The sequence below is a fragment of the Echinicola salinicaeni genome (assembly GCF_014280965.1).
Taxonomy (GTDB): domain Bacteria; phylum Bacteroidota; class Bacteroidia; order Cytophagales; family Cyclobacteriaceae; genus Echinicola; species Echinicola salinicaeni.
On the sequence record NZ_JACODZ010000001.1, the window covers coordinates 150,598 to 165,959 of the forward strand.

The following is a 15,362-nucleotide window of genomic DNA, read 5'->3' on the forward strand; positions in this document are numbered from 1 at the left end:
GACTTTTTATTCTGGCAAAGCTGATATGCTCGCATTCTCTCTGGTTTACGACTATAAAATTAATCTATTTTGACGGAATGGTGGTTATGTTGTAATGATGAATTTGTTTTAGGTGGTTTAAGGGTGTTTCTTCAATGTAAGCAAGAATTTAAGAAGGTTTGGAAATTATTTTTCAGAAAACTGTAACATTTGAGATATAGGATCATTATCTACATGAATGAAGACATTTTTTGAGGCGTATATATGGACCCTGCGTGGCAAGCTTTACCGCATGGCTTATCTCTGGCTTAAGGACAGGGCTGAGGCTGAGGATGTGGTGCAGGAGGCTTTGGAGAAAGCTTGGGCGAATAGGGCTGCCCTCCAAAAAATGGATAATTCGGTCGGATGGATGGTCAGGGTTGTTAAAAACCAAAGCTTACAGCGGCTCAGAGAACGCCAAAAATGGGTGGTTGTAGATAATCAGGAGGACATCGTCGAAGCTTCTGTAGAAAGTCCAGAAGAGTCTTCTCCAGCTGTTAAAATGGTGTTTGGGTTTCTTAAGGAGCTTCCCGAAAAACAAACGGAAGTGTTTCAGTTAAGAGAAGTGGAGGGCTTGACCTATGAAGAGATTGCTGAGTATATGGAGATATCTGTAGAACAAGTAAAGGTGAATCTTTTCAGGTCAAGGAAAAAGTTGCGCTCGTTTATGTTAAACCAAAAGAAATGATGAAAGAGCAAATAGAGAGTTTACTGGATAAATACTACGAAGGAGAGACTTCCCTGGAGGAAGAAGACCAGTTAAAGGATTTGCTAAAATGCTCAGCGGGTTTTGAAGAGGAAAAAATGTTTTTCTTCGGCCTGGAAGAGCTCAGGTCGGAAGCGCCAAGCAAAAGGCCTGCTCCAAAAGAAGGTAGGAATTTGGTCAATTGGCAGCGTTCTGCTGCCGTATTGCTGGCAATACTTTCTATTAGCTGGCTTTTTTATAGGGAGTATCAAGAGCAGAAAGAAGAGCAAGCGTATTTGCAGGTAGTGGAAGCGTTGTCTATAATTCAGGATAATATGAAAAAAGGTACTTCCTCGTTGAGGGTAATGGATGATATGAAGCATTTAAATAGAACCAATGAATTGTTTAGGATCGAAAAAATAAAAGAGGAGGAGTAATGAAGAAATTGATGAGCATATTGATGATGATGTTGATGTTCAGTGCTGCGCAAGCACAGGATGATGCCATCGTAAAGTTTTTTTCCAAATATATGGAGGATGATGCCTTTTCGAGGGTGTATATCAGTCCTAAAATGATGCAAATGGCCGGCGGTTTTTTAAAGTCGGCAGCCGAGGAAGATGAAGATCAGGATGCGCAAGACATGGGTGAGTTGATTTCCAAAGTAAAAGGTATTAGGATTCTCAGTGCTGAGGAGGTTGATGGAATGAGCTTGTATGAAGAAGCTATGAGTACCCTAAACAAGAATAAGTATGAGGATCTCATGGATGTGCAGGATAAAAGCAGCAGCTTGAAATTTATGGTTAGAGAAGAGGAGGGGAAGGTAGCTGAGCTGCTAATGATTTCAGGCTCAGATACTGAATTTACATTATTGAGCATGCTTGGTAGATTTACTTATGCTGACCTGAATATACTGGCCGAAAAAACAGATTTACCAGGGATGAATGAATATAGTTCAGGTAAAAAGAATAAATAATAAAGGAACCTAACATTAAAATAATAGAAAATGAAAAAGTTATTCTTAATCCTAGCGATGATGAGCGTGGGCGTCTTGTCGCATGCCCAAAGTAAAACGGTGGAATCTATCTACGAAAAATATAAGGGAGATGATGAGTTCTTTCATTTGGACCTAGCGGGAAGCTTTTTTGATTTTGCTGATGGTTTTAATATTGATTTGGATGAAGAGGGAGTGGAAGCCATTGCAAAATCTGTAGAAAGGATGAAATTGTTCAAGCTGCCTGTTTCAGGAGCTGAGGCGAAGGCCGATTTTAAAGCACTTCAGAAGGGCTTAAAAAGAGAAAAATATGATGTGCTGATGGAAATGTCAGAAAAGGACAGTGAAATAGTGTTTTATTCCAAGGGTGGTGATACTATTAGTGATTTAGTATTGTTGATAGGAGGAAATGGTGATGATAGCCATATCGTCATTGAATTAGAAGGAACGTTCGAAAGTAAGAAGTTGGCCAGAGCATTTCCATGAGAATGATTTAGGGGAAATAGTAAAAAAATATAAGACATTGAAAAGAGCTGCTTTAGAAAGCAGCTCTTTTTTTGTCCTTTAATAACCGTTTATGTCTTTTTTTAAAAGCGGTTTTAAGGGTGCACTAAATTATAAACCGCCTAAAAGGCTTGATAAAAGTTCGATAACAGTGCCAAGTAAGTTTGAAATAAGGTCCATGTTTTTTAATGTTTAATCATGTTTTTGTCTACTCTGAAAAATGGTTTTCGACATCCCCAATTAAATAATTTTTCACCGGTGAGTTAATTATGCTACTAATATAAGGGGCTTAAGAATAAAATCGATTTAATAGAAAAGTATTGTAAAATATTGATAAAGTTCAATTGGTGTGTTTAGTGAACAAGGATTTGTATTTTGAAATTGTCAGGTTGTTTTTAATAGTTTATGGAACAGAATAGGTTTGAAGAAAGTGAATAATGGATGTAATCTTTGAGTTTAAAAATGTAATCAAAAAATAATATTGGCTTTTGTAGTTTCTGTACTATATGGTTAAGAAATAGAAATTTTACGAAAAGCTTACATAAGTATTTATAAAACTAGTTACATAGTAGTTTAATCATTCTTTGCTTCTTAAAACATGACTTAGGTATAAAAAAAAAAGAACGTGAAATCAATTTTCCACGCTCTTTGATTATGTAAGAATATAAGCTTTTTTACTTTTTGAAGAATTTTAGGTTGATCACCTCTTTTTCCGTCAAGAACCTCCAGGTACCTCTAGAAAGGTCTTTTTTCGTAAGTCCAGCATACATTACCCTGTCAAGGGCAACTACTTCATAGCCAAGGTGAGCAAATATTCTTCTTACAATTCTGTTTTTGCCTACATGAATTTCAATACCCATAATTGTTCTGTCCTTAGACAGGACTTGTAGGTCATCTACATGTACAGGGCCATCTTCCAGGGTTAGGTCTTCCAAGATTTCATCTACATGAGTTTTGGAAATAGGCTTGTCCAATGTTACCTGATAAATCTTTTTGATTTTTTCAGATGGATGGGAAAGTTTGGAGGCCAGGTCGCCATCATTGGTGAATAGCAATAGTCCAGTAGTATTTCTGTCTAATCTACCCACCGGGAAAATCCTTTCATCACATGCTGAACTTACCAAATGCATCACTGTTTTACGGTTCATTGGGTCATCGGTAGTGGTGATGAAGTCCTTAGGTTTGTTCAGTAGTACATAAACAGGCTTTTCTGGATTGATCAGCTTGCCCTTATAGATTACCTTGTCAGTGATTTGAACGCGGTGACCTAGTTCAGTTATTACCTCGCCATTTACTTTGATTTCGCCTGCTTCAATCAGTTTGTCTGCATCTCTTCTAGAGCAAATCCCGGCATTAGCGATATATTTGTTAAGTCGTAATTCCTTATTTGGGAACTTGCCCATTTTTTTCTCCACCTTTTTAAGGTTGTATTCAGGTTTTTCTTCCTGATTGGATTGAGCAGTTTTAAAAAAGCGGTTGTTTTTAAATTTTGGGCCGTTCTTACGTCCTTTTTCTTCAATTCTTTCTGTCCCAAATACAGGCCTTTGATCTTTGCCCCTGCCTTTATATACGGTTTTGAATTTTCCTTCTTGCTCTTTTTTAGGAGCTTCTCTATTGAATTCGCTAGGGTCTTTTCTGTATTTTTTTAATGGTGAAAAGCTACTTTTTTCTTCTTTCTCAGCACTTTTTCCATATGGCTTCTGTCCAGGTTTAAAACGGTCAGATCTTGATTCGTTCCTGTTTTTGTTTCCGTAAGGTTTCCTTCCGGCTTTTTTGTTAGCGCCTGAAAAACCTGTTTTTTCTCCTCTTTGCCCTTCTTTGTTATTCCTATTGTGCTTTTTCATAGTGTTGCAGCATCTCTGCTGTATCTTAAATATTAAATGCTAATCTAAATACTTAAAAATGAGTGTATTGCATTTTTAAGAATCAGGCTGCAAAGATACATACTAAATAATAGATTAGTGTCATCCCAATGGAAATATTCTTGGATCAAGAAATGTCATGGAAAGAATCAGTTTATTCCTGTTCGTTTCCTATTTGATTATCTTCTTGGTTGAAGTCCTTGGGTTGAGGCAGGTCTTTAAGACTGTTTATCCCAAAATATTCCATGAATTTATCGCTGGTTCCGTATAAAAGGGGACGGCCTATGCTGTCGGATTTTCCTTTGATGGTCACCAATTCCTTTTCTAAAAGTTTTTGCACTGAATAATCACAGTTTACTCCCCTGATCTGTTCCACCTCTGATTTGGTAACAGGTTGTTTATAGGCGATAATGGAAAGCGTTTCCATTTGCGCAGTGGAAAGTCTTTTGGTGGATTGTTGTTTTAAAAGTATGGATATACTGGTCTGGTAAGCCGGTTTGGTTAAGAACTGATAGCCGTTGCCCATTTTTTCCAAGGCAAAGGAAAAATCATCCTGCTGATATTTTTCTTGTAATTCAGCTATGGCTTCTTCAATATGTTCTTTGGGCACTTCTGTTTCAAACATCTCCGTTAGGCATTTTTGGATTTCTCCTAAGCCTAACGGAGATGGAGAACAGAAAATTAAAGCTTCAATATGTCTGTGTAAAAATTCCAATTTTTACTTTTTAGCGAGTTTAGCTTCAATAGAGTGCATGGTATGTGGTACCGCTTTCAATCTTTCTTTTGCGATCAACTTTCCGGTATCTACACAAACACCATAAGTGCCATTTTTAATTCTTATCAAGGCCTTTTCCAAGTTGATAATGAATTTTTGCTGTCTAGCTGCGAGCTGGCTGAGACTTTCTCTTTCCAAAGTATCCGCTCCATCCTCTAATAATTTAGAAGTGGAAGCAGTAAAGTCCGTTCCACTATCATTCTTTTTGCTCAGTGTTTCTTTTAAAGAATGAAGTTCTGATTTAGCTACAGCTAACTTGTTGTTGATCAATTCCTCAAACTCCTTGAGTTCTTCTCTGGAATATGATGTTTTCTCTTCTTGACTCATAGTTTCGGCGTTTAGTGTTTAGGTGATGTTGATTTTTGACCGTCAAAAAATTTCTCTAAAATAAGTTAGAGTTTTGAGAATCAAAAATAAGATAGGCAATATCTAAGCCACATTTGTTCACCACTTCTATATAATTATCTTTATTAAGTTAATACGTTAAATGTTCAACATTTGGTTTAAATTTCTTTACAATGGGACTAAAAGCAAACTATTTATTTGCGGTATTTTTTTTGGCAATTTTAGCTTGTTCCGAGCGAAAATATGAAAAATATGAGTCAAATAAAGAATTTTCTTCATGGAATAAAGTTCAGCCAATTGCATTGGTAATTCATGGTGGTGCTGGAACGATTAAGCGGGAGGATATGAGCCCTGAGCGAGAAAAGGCTTATCGTGAAAAACTAATGGAATCCTTGAATGTAGGCTATGCAGTTTTGGCAGATGGAGGTAAGTCTGTGGATGCAGTGATTGCTGCAATAAAAGTGATGGAGGATTCCCCTCTTTTTAATGCGGGTAAAGGGGCTGTCTTTACCCACGATGGTAAAAATGAAATGGATGCAGCGATCATGGAGGGCTCAACTCGAAATGCTGGAGCAGTGGCAGGTATATCCACAGTGAAGAATCCTATAACGGCAGCTTATGAAGTGATGGAAAACTCTCCTCATGTTTTTATGGTAGGGAAAGGGGCTGAACAATTTGCCGAAGAACAAAATCTTGAATTGGTAGATCCAAATTATTTTAGGACGGAGAGACGATATGAACAGCTGATGAAAATAATTGATTCGGAGCGACAGCAGTTGGATCATTCTTCTATTAGAGAGATGGAACTGGAAGACCCATTTTTCAAGGATAGAAAATTTGGAACTGTGGGTGCTGTGGCGGTAGATGCCGCAGGAAATGTGGCTGCGGCTACTTCCACGGGTGGTATGACGAATAAGCGCTATGGTAGGGTCGGTGATGTCCCAGTTATTGGTGCAGGAACCTATGCTGATAATGCTACCTGCGCTGTTTCAGCAACTGGACATGGTGAGTACTTTATCCGTAATGTCGTTGGACATGAAATTGCTTCCATTATGAGATATGGGAATAAGTCTTTGGATGAGGCAGCAAATGAAGTGGTGATGGATCAATTGGTGAAAATGGAGGGAAGTGGAGGTGTTATTTCAATTGATGCCCAAGGAAATATAAGTATGCCATTCAATTCTGCCGGAATGTATCGAGGTTATATTAGGGAAAAGGGACAAGCTCAGACTTTTGTCTATAATGATGAAGATGAAGGATTGTAATTTTTGTTTTGGCTCAATTTATCTTTAGTTGAGCCACTCTTTTTTGAAGTACTTTTTCCTCTATATTTAATCGGTATTTTATCCTGAGGAGTCTTTGAATTAATTTTAAATCTTTACCTGTTCGGATAAAATAAGCTTTTAGAGTGTCATTGATCAAATCATTATTCATTGCTAAGACATTTGCTTCAGAAATTAAAATAATTAAAAATCAGCTTTAATCATAACTTCTGATTCATAAGGCAGATTAGAATTTACTTCCTACGACTACTGTTTTTTTTATTTGCATTAAGCTGCCATTCAGGTTTAGCATTTCTGCCAAGACGATATAATAGCCAGGTCTAACTTTGTTTCCAGCTTGGTTGGTGCCATTCCAAGTGTAAAAACCTGAAATTCCCCATACTTCATTTTCACACAAACTTTTGATCAAAAGGCCATTGGTTCCATAAATCCTGATGGTCCCTACAAAGCCTGGTTCTTCCAATTGATAGGAAATGGTAGTAAAGGGTTGTTCGCCGGTGGCCTCAGGTAAGAAAATCTTAGGTTTTACATCCAAGCCAATGCCGAATTGGTTATGTTCATAGCTTTGTGAGTTTTTGTAGCCTGGAGTGGCATAACCATGGCTGGCAGAAGCAGAGTGCCAATTTTCAGGCTTGTTGGTCTCATGTTCAGGGGAAAAACGCTCCAAAGATACTCCCTTGGTGTTTTGTATCATTTCATGGTGAAACTTATCGGAGTAGTCAAATCGCTCTATTAGACTTTCGTCGGGATTGAGTAGGATTACAGATCCTTCAGCAATTGGGTAGCTGGGTAATGTACTAATCTCAATCCAATTTTCTTTTTTCCCTTTAGGGTATTCTTGAAAAAGTGTTCCTATATCTTGGGTGATAACTCTGTAGTCAAATGGGGCGATGATATCTGTTTCTTTAATAAAGCTTTTTCTGTTGCTTACAGTTTCATTATGAAAATTTGCCAGTTTCCAGCCAGAAAGATCAATAAATTTGCTGGAGTGGTTATGTATCTCAACAAATTTAGGTGTTCCTGACCTAGGGTTAAAGAGTACCTCGTTGAGTATTATGTCTCCTTTTTCTGCGATTGAAGGAATTTGAAAGCTAGCTTGATTGTTGGTTTCATCAATCAGGTTTTCCGAACAGTCTCTTATGCCACCCACGGTAATTTGATAGGCAATCTTTTCTTTCAAACTTTCCTCAAAGCTGATCACGATTCTATTATGGCTATTTGGAGAAAAGTCCACGTTTTTAATTTCCATGGTTGGGGTAAATTGCCAAATCGCATTTTCTAAATTTGGTGAGAGTCCTTCATCGAACTCCAATAGAATAGAATTGGGGCCGTTGACTAATGCCTTGAGAAGTTTGGGTTTGGTTTGATCGGGTGTAGGGTCGAAGACAGAGTTTACCTTTCCTGGGGTTCCTAAAAGTGGGCTTTCGGATGCTCTTAATAAAGCTGTTTGATCACAGGTGTAGAATGGATTTACCACTTCTAAACTGTAGCCTTCATTAGCTTTTGAAGAGCTCCCGTAACTTGAAGAGGAATAGGAGAGGCTGTCCAATGGTTTTCCTTCTGCGTCCATTAGTAATACCTTGTCTTCTCCATTTACAAATCTTGGCCAGGAGGATAATCCAAGGATATTGTCTACCTGATCAAATAATGCTTCATCATCTTCGTGAACCAATACTAAATACTCATTTGGAGCAATACTGTAGCTCGGTAAAATGGCTTCCCTGCTTTTATTGGCTAAGATAAATCCACCAAGTTCAAACGGCCTATCTGAGGGATTGAAAAGCTCGATATACTCTGCATAGGGCAGTGGGTTGTCCCTTTTTGGGGCTGCCATGACTTCGTTGATAATGATGTCTTTAAAATTATTTTGGGTTTTTGAGCTTAGTATGAAGTAGTATTGGCTGGTTTTGATCTTATTTCCCCATTGGTCAATCAGCTTATTGACTTCTAGCAGATTTTCAGTATGAGGTTTTATCGTGGAGGTCATTTTTAGCCTTATTTGATGGGCTTTTTTACCCCAACTTAATTCTTTTGGCCGTTTTCCATTTAATCGATAGTAATCTGGGATTATTGAAAACGTTGAGTCCATTGGCTTGGAAAAATGAATGATCAATTCGTTTGATGATTTTTGACTAATATGAAGTATTTTGGGAGGAATACTATCGTTATTTTTTACTGTAGCAAGTTTCGAATTGGTTTCATTTATTGCATGGGGGCTTTTGATTGCCTTAATATTGGCTTTATTTCTGTCAGGGATAATATTATAATTTTTAATATATTGGCTTGTTATGAGCTGCTTTTGATGTGGAGAAGCAAAACTTAGAAGATTTGTTTGGTGTTTGAGGTATATTTTGGGATTTTCTATGTTGTTAGTGAATGATTTTCCGTAACTTGCGCCTCGAAAAATTGAAGTGTTGGGATGTGCAACTAATTGTCGCCTCGATACGTCTATGAAGGGGTAAATAATCAAGAATAGGATAAAAAGTATCCAAGTTGACTTACCCCATGTTTTCAAAAAGTGCTTCATGGTCAAAAATATTTACGAAACTGTAGTAGGCCGAAAAGAATTATAGTCGTCCTAAGTATTACAGTCAATTAAAAATATATGCTGTTTGAATTCCATCAGTAGCCATAAAAGTATTTTAGAGACAATGGAAATCAGGTAACATACTTGATTTAGGTTTAGAAAAATAATATAAAAATTAATTAATAGAAAGTTTTCAACAATGAAATTAGCTGTTGTAGGAGCTACCGGCTTGGTAGGCTCAGAAATTCTTGAAGTGCTAGGTGAGCACAACTTCCCTTTTGATGAATTGCTCTTGGTGGCCAGTGAAAGGTCTGCGGGAAAGAAGATAACCTTCAAGGATAAGGAGTACACAGTGATAGGTCTTGCACAGGCAGTGGAAGAAAAGCCTGATGTGGCTATATTTTCAGCTGGAGGTGATACTTCAAAAGAATGGGCTCCTAAATTTGCTGAAGCAGGGACTATCGTGGTGGACAATTCTTCTGCTTGGAGAATGGACCCTACCAAGAAACTGGTTGTTCCTGAAATTAACGCTAAGTCATTGAAGATTGATGACAGGATTATTGCTAACCCAAATTGTTCTACCATTCAGATGGTACTCGCTTTGGCGCCTTTACGTGAGCGATATGGCATCAAGAGGGTAGTAGTTTCTACTTATCAGTCAGTAACCGGTTCTGGAATCAAAGCTGTAAATCAGCTGATGGATGAGCGTGATGGAAAAGAGGGAGAAAAAGCTTATCCTCATAAGATCGACTTGAATGTGTTGCCTCATATTGATGTGTTCCAAGAAAATGGATACACTAAAGAGGAAATGAAAATGATCAATGAAACTAAAAAGATTTTCGATGATCAAGATATTCAAGTTACGGCCACTACCGTTAGAATTCCGGTAATGGGAGGTCACTCTGAATCTGTAAATGTTGAATTCAAGGAAGATTTTGATCTGGAAGAGGTGAAAGAGCTATTGTCAGCAACTCCTGGAGTAATTGTAGAGGATGATGTGGCTAATAATGTGTACCCAATGCCAATGAATGCGCACAAGCGTGATGAGGTTTTTGTGGGTAGATTGAGAAGAGATGAATCTCATCCAAATACTTTGAACATGTGGATTGTAGCAGATAACCTAAGGAAAGGTGCTGCGACCAATGCTGTTCAAATAGCAAAGTATTTGGTAGAACATAGTTTGGTGTAAACTTGGAAGTGACCAATATATACACTGATAAATTATTCAAATTTGTGCAGGATCATCTTAATGAAGATCCTGCACAATTGCTTTTAAAGCACCACCAAAATAAAAGCCTTGATATAAAAGAGGCTGTGCAGCAAATATCCGCAAGAAAAAAAGCGCAAAATAAGCTGCCTTCTTGGGTAGCTAATCCCCATATTATTTTTCCTGCTTCCATTTCCTTGGAACAGTGCTCTTCTGAACAAACAGCGAATTTCAAAGCTCAATTTGTTCAAGGTAAAAGTTTGGTTGATTTGACGGGGGGATTTGGAGTGGATACTTATTTTTTGGGCAAGAAGTTTGAAAAGGTTTTATACTTGGAGAGGCAGGAAAAATTGGCAGAAATAGCGAAGTTTAATTTTTCGACGTTGAGCAATAGCTCAGATAAATTTCAGGTGCTCTCCGAAGATTCCATGGCATTTCTTAAAAATACAGCTCAGTTTTTTGATTGGATTTATGTAGATCCTGCCAGGAGGGGAGGGCACAACCAAAAATTATATAAGCTGGCCGATTGTGAACCTGATATAGTGGGCCATTGGGATATGCTGAGCCATAAGGCTGCCTGTATCATGGTGAAAGCCTCTCCTATGTTGGATATAAAGGAAGCATTAAAGGAATTGCCAATTGTTCATGAGGTGCATATAGTGGCGGTGAAAAATGAGGTGAAGGAAGTTTTATTGATATGGAGAAAGGATGAAAAGAAGCAGGAGCCGCTTATCAAGGCATGGAATTTATCCTCATCAGAAAAGCTGGCCTTTGAATTTACCTATACTGAAGAAGAGGTTACTCCTGTTGCCTTTGGTCCTGTAGAGAAATATTTAATCATGCCATCTGCAGCCATTTTGAAAGCAGGGGGATTTAAGTCCTTTGCCCATCAATTTGGACTAAAAAAGCTCCATTCCAATACACATTTGTATACCACCGATAAATTGCCTGAAAAAATTCAGGGTAGGGTATTCGAAGTGATTGAAGTATTTAAGTTAGACAAAAAGAAAATCAAGCAATTGTTCCCATCGGGAAAAGTAAATGTATTGTCCAGAAATCATCCACTTAAGGCTGAGGCCATCAAAAAGAAATTTAAATTGAAAGATGGTGGAGAGGAGTTTTTATTGGCCTGCACCACTTCTGATGGCTTGCCCAAAGCCTTCTATTGTAAGAGAGTCATTGAGTAAGGAGATTGACAAGCAGGCTGAATTATCGTAAATTGATCTTGGCTCAATCAAAGTGGATATGTCAAGAAAATATGGAAATATCGAACTGATTAACCGGAAGGGTGATATTACCAAGCAGCCGGATATAGCCGTAATTGTCAATGCAGCAAACGCACAGTTACGAATAGGAGGCGGGGTGGCAGGGGCTATTCACAGAGCCGCTGGACCAGAGTTAGAAAAAGAAGCAGTGAGGCTTGGCCCTATATCTCCAGGAGAAGCAGTTATCACGAATGCTTATCAATTACCCAATCAATATGTTATCCACTGTTTAGGCCCTGTGTATGGCCGTGATAAACCCGAAGAAGTGTATTTGGCAAATTGCTATAAAAATGCCCTTATTTTGGCGGATAAGTATCAAATGAGGTCGATAGCTTTTCCTGCAATTTCTACAGGGATTTTCGGCTATCCGATAAAAGAAGCTGCTGAAGTAGCTTATCAGGCAATTTTCGAGAAGTTGGAAAGTTTAAAGTCTGTGAGAAAAATTTACTTTATTTTGTTCGGAGAGGAAGATTATAAAGTTCATGAAGAGGTGTTATCGAGATTTAATTCGTGAATTTTTGCTTTGTTTAAGTCAGGCTATAAGCAGAAGTAGATTATTGTCTTGTAAATAATGAATAGGAATACCGCTAGGGTCCCATATATTTTTAAAACTAACATTCTATTGCACCTATCCATAAACCAAAGGACAAATACAGGACGTATAAATCCAACTATAATACTTAACAGAGAAGCATAGGTCAGCGTCTTTATTAATAAAGCTAAGGCAATCAGCATATGGCTTTTGATGTATAAGGTAAAAGAAAAAGGACAGTTAAAAAACTGTCCTTTCGACTTTAAGCGTGTGTATTTAGTTGAATTATTTCTTTCTCTTAACTTCTCGCATTTCGTATCCTTCGATCGTGTCCTCCAGTTTGATGTCGTTATATCCTTTGATGGAAATACCACATTCATAACCTGCTTTCACTTCAGATACATCGTCTTTGAAACGTTTCAACTGATCGATTTCTCCATCATGGATTACAATTCCGTCCCTGATGATTCTGATCTTGTTCTTTCTCGTTACAAATCCATCAGTTACATAACATCCTGCTACAGTACCCACTTTAGAGATTTTGAAGACTTCTCTCACTTGGATATTACCAGTGATGACCTCTTCAAATTCTGGCTCAAGCATACCTTCAATTGCGTCCTTGATTTGGTTGATGGCATCGTAGATAATGGAGTAATGCCTGATTTCAATTTCCTCTTGCTCTGCCAATCGCTTCGCACTTGAGGAAGGTCTAACCTGGAACCCTAGTATGATGGCGTCAGAAGCTGATGCCAAAAGAACATCAGATTCAGAAATTTGACCTACACCCTTATGGATGATATTAACGCTTACCTCATCTTTAGAAAGTTTCAGCAAGGAATCAGAAAGGGCTTCTACAGAACCATCCACATCACCCTTGATGATGATGTTAAGTTCTTTAAAGCTACCTATGGCCAAGCGTCTACCAATTTCATCCAAGGTAATGTGTTTCTTGGTACGCATACTTTGCTCTCTGTTGATTTGCTCACGAGAGTTGGCAATTTCCCTGGCTTCACGTTCTGTATCGTAAACTTTAAGGATGTCACCAGCTTGTGGTGCGCCACTAAGACCAAGAACCTGTACAGGAGTAGAAGGCTCTGCTTCTTTTACTTTTTTACCAGTGTGGTCAAACATGGCTTTTACCCTGCCATAATGCTGGCCGGCAAGCATTATGTCTCCAATTCTCAATGTACCTGATTGGATCATTACTGTAGAAACATAACCTCTTCCTTTATCAAGGGAAGCTTCCACCACTGTACCAGTAGCATTTCTGTCTGGATTGGCTGTCAATTCTAGGATTTCAGCCTCAAGCAATACTTTTTCTAGCAGTTCATCAACGCCCTGACCTGTTTTTGCAGAGATTTCCTGAGACTGGTATTTACCGCCCCATTCTTCTACTAGCAAATTCATATTGGCCAGTTCCTCTTTTATTTTATGTGGATTGGCATTAGGCTTATCCACTTTGTTGATCGCGAAGATCATTGGAACACCAGCTACCTGTGCGTGGTTGATGGCTTCCTTGGTCTGAGGCATGATGCTGTCGTCAGCAGCAATTACAATAATTGCAACGTCAGTGATTTTAGCACCACGTGCCCTCATCGCAGTAAAGGCTTCGTGACCTGGAGTATCTAAGAAGGCGATTTTTTCGCCGTTGTCTGTCTTTACATCGTAAGCACCAATGTGCTGGGTGATACCACCTGCTTCACCACTGGTCACTTTTGCACTTCTAATATAATCCAGCAAGGAAGTCTTACCGTGGTCAACGTGTCCCATGATGGTGACGATTGGAGCTCTAGGCATCAAGTCTTCAGGGTTGTCCACTTCTTCTACTTCATCCTCTTCCTCGTCAGTTTTGGTAAATTCTACCTCATATCCAAATTCATCAGCAATGATGGTAATGGCTTCCGCATCCAGTCGTTGGTTAATGGAAACAAACATACCCAAGGACATACATACAGAGATGATCTCATTTACAGATACATCTAGTAAAGAAGCTAAGTCATTTGCAGAGATGAACTCAGTTACTCTTAATACTTTGCTTTCTTCCTGTCCTTCTACGTTGTGGTCTTTTGTCCTCTCAGAACGTTTGTCCCTACGGCTCTTGCTTTTGCTACCTCCTGATTTTCCACCACCTTGAAGACGGGCAAGCGTTTGCTTGATTTGATCTTGGATTTCTTTCTGTGTTGGCTCAACTTTCTGGAATCTGTTTCCTTTTTGTTGATTACCTCCAGGTCTTTTTCGGTTTCCTTGGTTACGGTTTCCTCCTTGTTGATTTCTATTACCTCCTTGGCCACCACCTGGGCGGTTTCCACCATGAGCACCTGGACCACCGGTTCCTGGCTTATCGATACGCTTACGCGGTCTTTTCTTTTTGTCTTTTCCTCTTTCGTCTGAGGATGCCACAGGTTTTGCTTTCTTCTTCGGCTTATCTTTTGGAAGTTCAATTTTTCCAAGAACAGTAAGTCCTTTAAGAGCGTCAGCTTTAGCAGAAATTACAGAATCACCTTTGCCCTTTTCAGGTTGAGCCTCTTCAGGCTTCTTGGTTTGCTCTGCTGGTTTTTCAGAAGTAGGAGCTGCGGGCTTCTCAGCTTGCGGCTTTGATGCTGTAGGTTTGTCAGATTTCTGTTCCTTCCCAGGTTCAGAAGTAGTTTTTGGTTTTGCGTCTTCTTTCTCCTGAGGCTTCTCAGCCTTAGTGGTTTCTTGTGGTTTTTGAACTTTTTGTTCTTCTTGTTTCTTAGGAGTTTCAGGAGCTTTTGCTGCTGGCTTTTCCTCTTTTGGCTTTTCTTGAGGCTTGTTTTCCACCTTTTTAGGTTCCTCTTTTTTGGCCGTTGGTTTATCTTCCTTTTTAGGCTTGTTTTTCTTGGATTGACCTTGGGCACCAAGGTCAATTTTGCCCAATACTTTTATGCCCTGAAGCTTAGGAGCTTCTGGAGATACCTTGTCTTCTTCTTTTTTGATTTCTGGTTTGGCCTCAGGCTCCTTTTTCTCTTCCTTAGGAGGAGTAGGGGTTGCTTGGGGCGTTTCCTCTTTCTTTACTTCCTCAGGGACAGTTTCTGATTCAGCTTTGATGGTAAAGTTCTCATTATGACGTTTACCTATGGAAAGGTGGGACGCTTCCTCCTTTTCCTGTGCAGAGGACTTAAACTCCTTAGCCAGCATATTGAATTGATCCTGACTGATCTTGGAGTTAGGGTTGCTCTCTACATCAAAGCCTTTCTTAGCCATAGACTCAACAATTGTGGATATTCCCACATTGAGCTTTCTGGCTACCTGGCCCAATCGCATCATTTTTTCTTCTGACATACGCTAAAACCTGTTGCTAATTTTCTTTTACTGATGTAAATGTATTTGGGCTGAAAATTCCTGTTCAG

13 protein-coding genes are annotated in these 15,362 nt (G+C 38.9%); 8 read left to right on the forward strand and 5 right to left on the reverse strand.

Going from position 1 to position 15,362, the window contains the following annotated elements; translation table 11 throughout:
- Positions 1–217 precede the first annotated feature (217 nt).
- The 4 genes from H7U17_RS00580 to H7U17_RS00595 are packed head-to-tail and all read left to right on the forward strand — an operon-like array spanning position 218 to position 2,180.
- The gene (locus tag H7U17_RS00580) at positions 218–706 is read left to right on the forward strand and encodes an RNA polymerase sigma factor (RefSeq protein WP_186753704.1); all 489 of its coding nucleotides are present in this window, start codon (positions 218–220) and stop codon (positions 704–706) included.
- Positions 703–1,140 carry a hypothetical protein gene (locus H7U17_RS00585; protein WP_186753711.1) on the forward strand — a complete coding sequence of 146 codons (438 nt, stop codon included), beginning with the start codon at positions 703–705 and terminating at the stop codon, positions 1,138–1,140. The genes H7U17_RS00580 and H7U17_RS00585 overlap by 4 nt, the downstream gene beginning before the upstream one ends.
- Positions 1,140–1,676, forward strand: a complete 537-nt coding sequence (locus H7U17_RS00590; RefSeq protein ID WP_186753712.1) for a DUF4252 domain-containing protein — start codon at positions 1,140–1,142, stop codon at positions 1,674–1,676. Before H7U17_RS00585 ends, H7U17_RS00590 begins: the two co-directional genes overlap by 1 nt.
- 30 nt (positions 1,677–1,706) lie before the next feature.
- Positions 1,707–2,180 carry a DUF4252 domain-containing protein gene (locus H7U17_RS00595; protein ID WP_186753714.1) on the forward strand — a complete coding sequence of 158 codons (474 nt, stop codon included), beginning with the start codon at positions 1,707–1,709 and terminating at the stop codon, positions 2,178–2,180.
- A 692-nt stretch (positions 2,181–2,872) separates the two neighbouring features.
- Here the strand turns inward: H7U17_RS00595 and H7U17_RS00600 are convergent.
- The 3 genes from H7U17_RS00600 to H7U17_RS00610 all read right to left on the reverse strand — a co-directional run bounded on the left by H7U17_RS00600 (position 2,873) and on the right by H7U17_RS00610 (position 5,162).
- Positions 2,873–4,042 (reverse strand): pseudouridine synthase, encoded by a 1,170-nt coding sequence (locus H7U17_RS00600; protein WP_186753716.1) that lies wholly within the window; start codon positions 4,040–4,042, stop codon positions 2,873–2,875.
- 172 nt (positions 4,043–4,214) lie between these two features.
- On the reverse strand, positions 4,215–4,775 hold the full coding sequence (gene scpB / locus H7U17_RS00605; protein WP_186753718.1) for an SMC-Scp complex subunit ScpB: 561 nt from the start codon (positions 4,773–4,775) through the stop codon (positions 4,215–4,217).
- Positions 4,776–4,778: 3 nt separating this feature from the next.
- On the reverse strand, positions 4,779–5,162 hold the full coding sequence (locus H7U17_RS00610) for a TraR/DksA family transcriptional regulator (RefSeq protein WP_186753719.1): 384 nt from the start codon (positions 5,160–5,162) through the stop codon (positions 4,779–4,781).
- Between the two features lie 191 nt (positions 5,163–5,353).
- Here H7U17_RS00610 and H7U17_RS00615 point away from each other — a divergent pair, with 191 nt between their 5' ends.
- A complete protein-coding gene (locus H7U17_RS00615) occupies positions 5,354–6,445 on the forward strand; it encodes an isoaspartyl peptidase/L-asparaginase family protein (RefSeq protein ID WP_186753721.1) in 1,092 nt (363 codons plus the stop codon).
- A gap of 244 nt (positions 6,446–6,689) precedes the next feature.
- Here H7U17_RS00615 and H7U17_RS00620 read toward each other — a convergent pair whose 3' ends face one another.
- The gene (locus H7U17_RS00620; protein ID WP_186753723.1) at positions 6,690–8,450 is read right to left on the reverse strand and encodes a lamin tail domain-containing protein; all 1,761 of its coding nucleotides are present in this window, start codon (positions 8,448–8,450) and stop codon (positions 6,690–6,692) included.
- A gap of 739 nt (positions 8,451–9,189) precedes the next feature.
- Between H7U17_RS00620 and H7U17_RS00625 the strand changes: the two genes are divergently transcribed.
- The 3 genes from H7U17_RS00625 to H7U17_RS00635 are packed head-to-tail and all read left to right on the forward strand — an operon-like array spanning position 9,190 to position 11,976.
- Complete coding sequence (locus H7U17_RS00625; protein ID WP_186753729.1) at positions 9,190–10,179, forward strand: aspartate-semialdehyde dehydrogenase; 990 nt, start codon at positions 9,190–9,192, stop codon at positions 10,177–10,179.
- A 44-nt stretch (positions 10,180–10,223) separates the two neighbouring features.
- Positions 10,224–11,384 (forward strand): THUMP-like domain-containing protein, encoded by a 1,161-nt coding sequence (locus H7U17_RS00630; protein WP_317172661.1) that lies wholly within the window; start codon positions 10,224–10,226, stop codon positions 11,382–11,384.
- 58 nt (positions 11,385–11,442) lie between these two features.
- Positions 11,443–11,976 carry a macro domain-containing protein gene (locus H7U17_RS00635; RefSeq protein WP_186753733.1) on the forward strand — a complete coding sequence of 178 codons (534 nt, stop codon included), beginning with the start codon at positions 11,443–11,445 and terminating at the stop codon, positions 11,974–11,976.
- 303 nt (positions 11,977–12,279) lie between these two features.
- On the opposite strand, the gene infB is transcribed toward H7U17_RS00635, so the two are convergent.
- Complete coding sequence (infB, locus tag H7U17_RS00640) at positions 12,280–15,294, reverse strand: translation initiation factor IF-2 (RefSeq protein ID WP_186753735.1); 3,015 nt, start codon at positions 15,292–15,294, stop codon at positions 12,280–12,282.
- Positions 15,295–15,362: the final 68 nt, after the last annotated feature.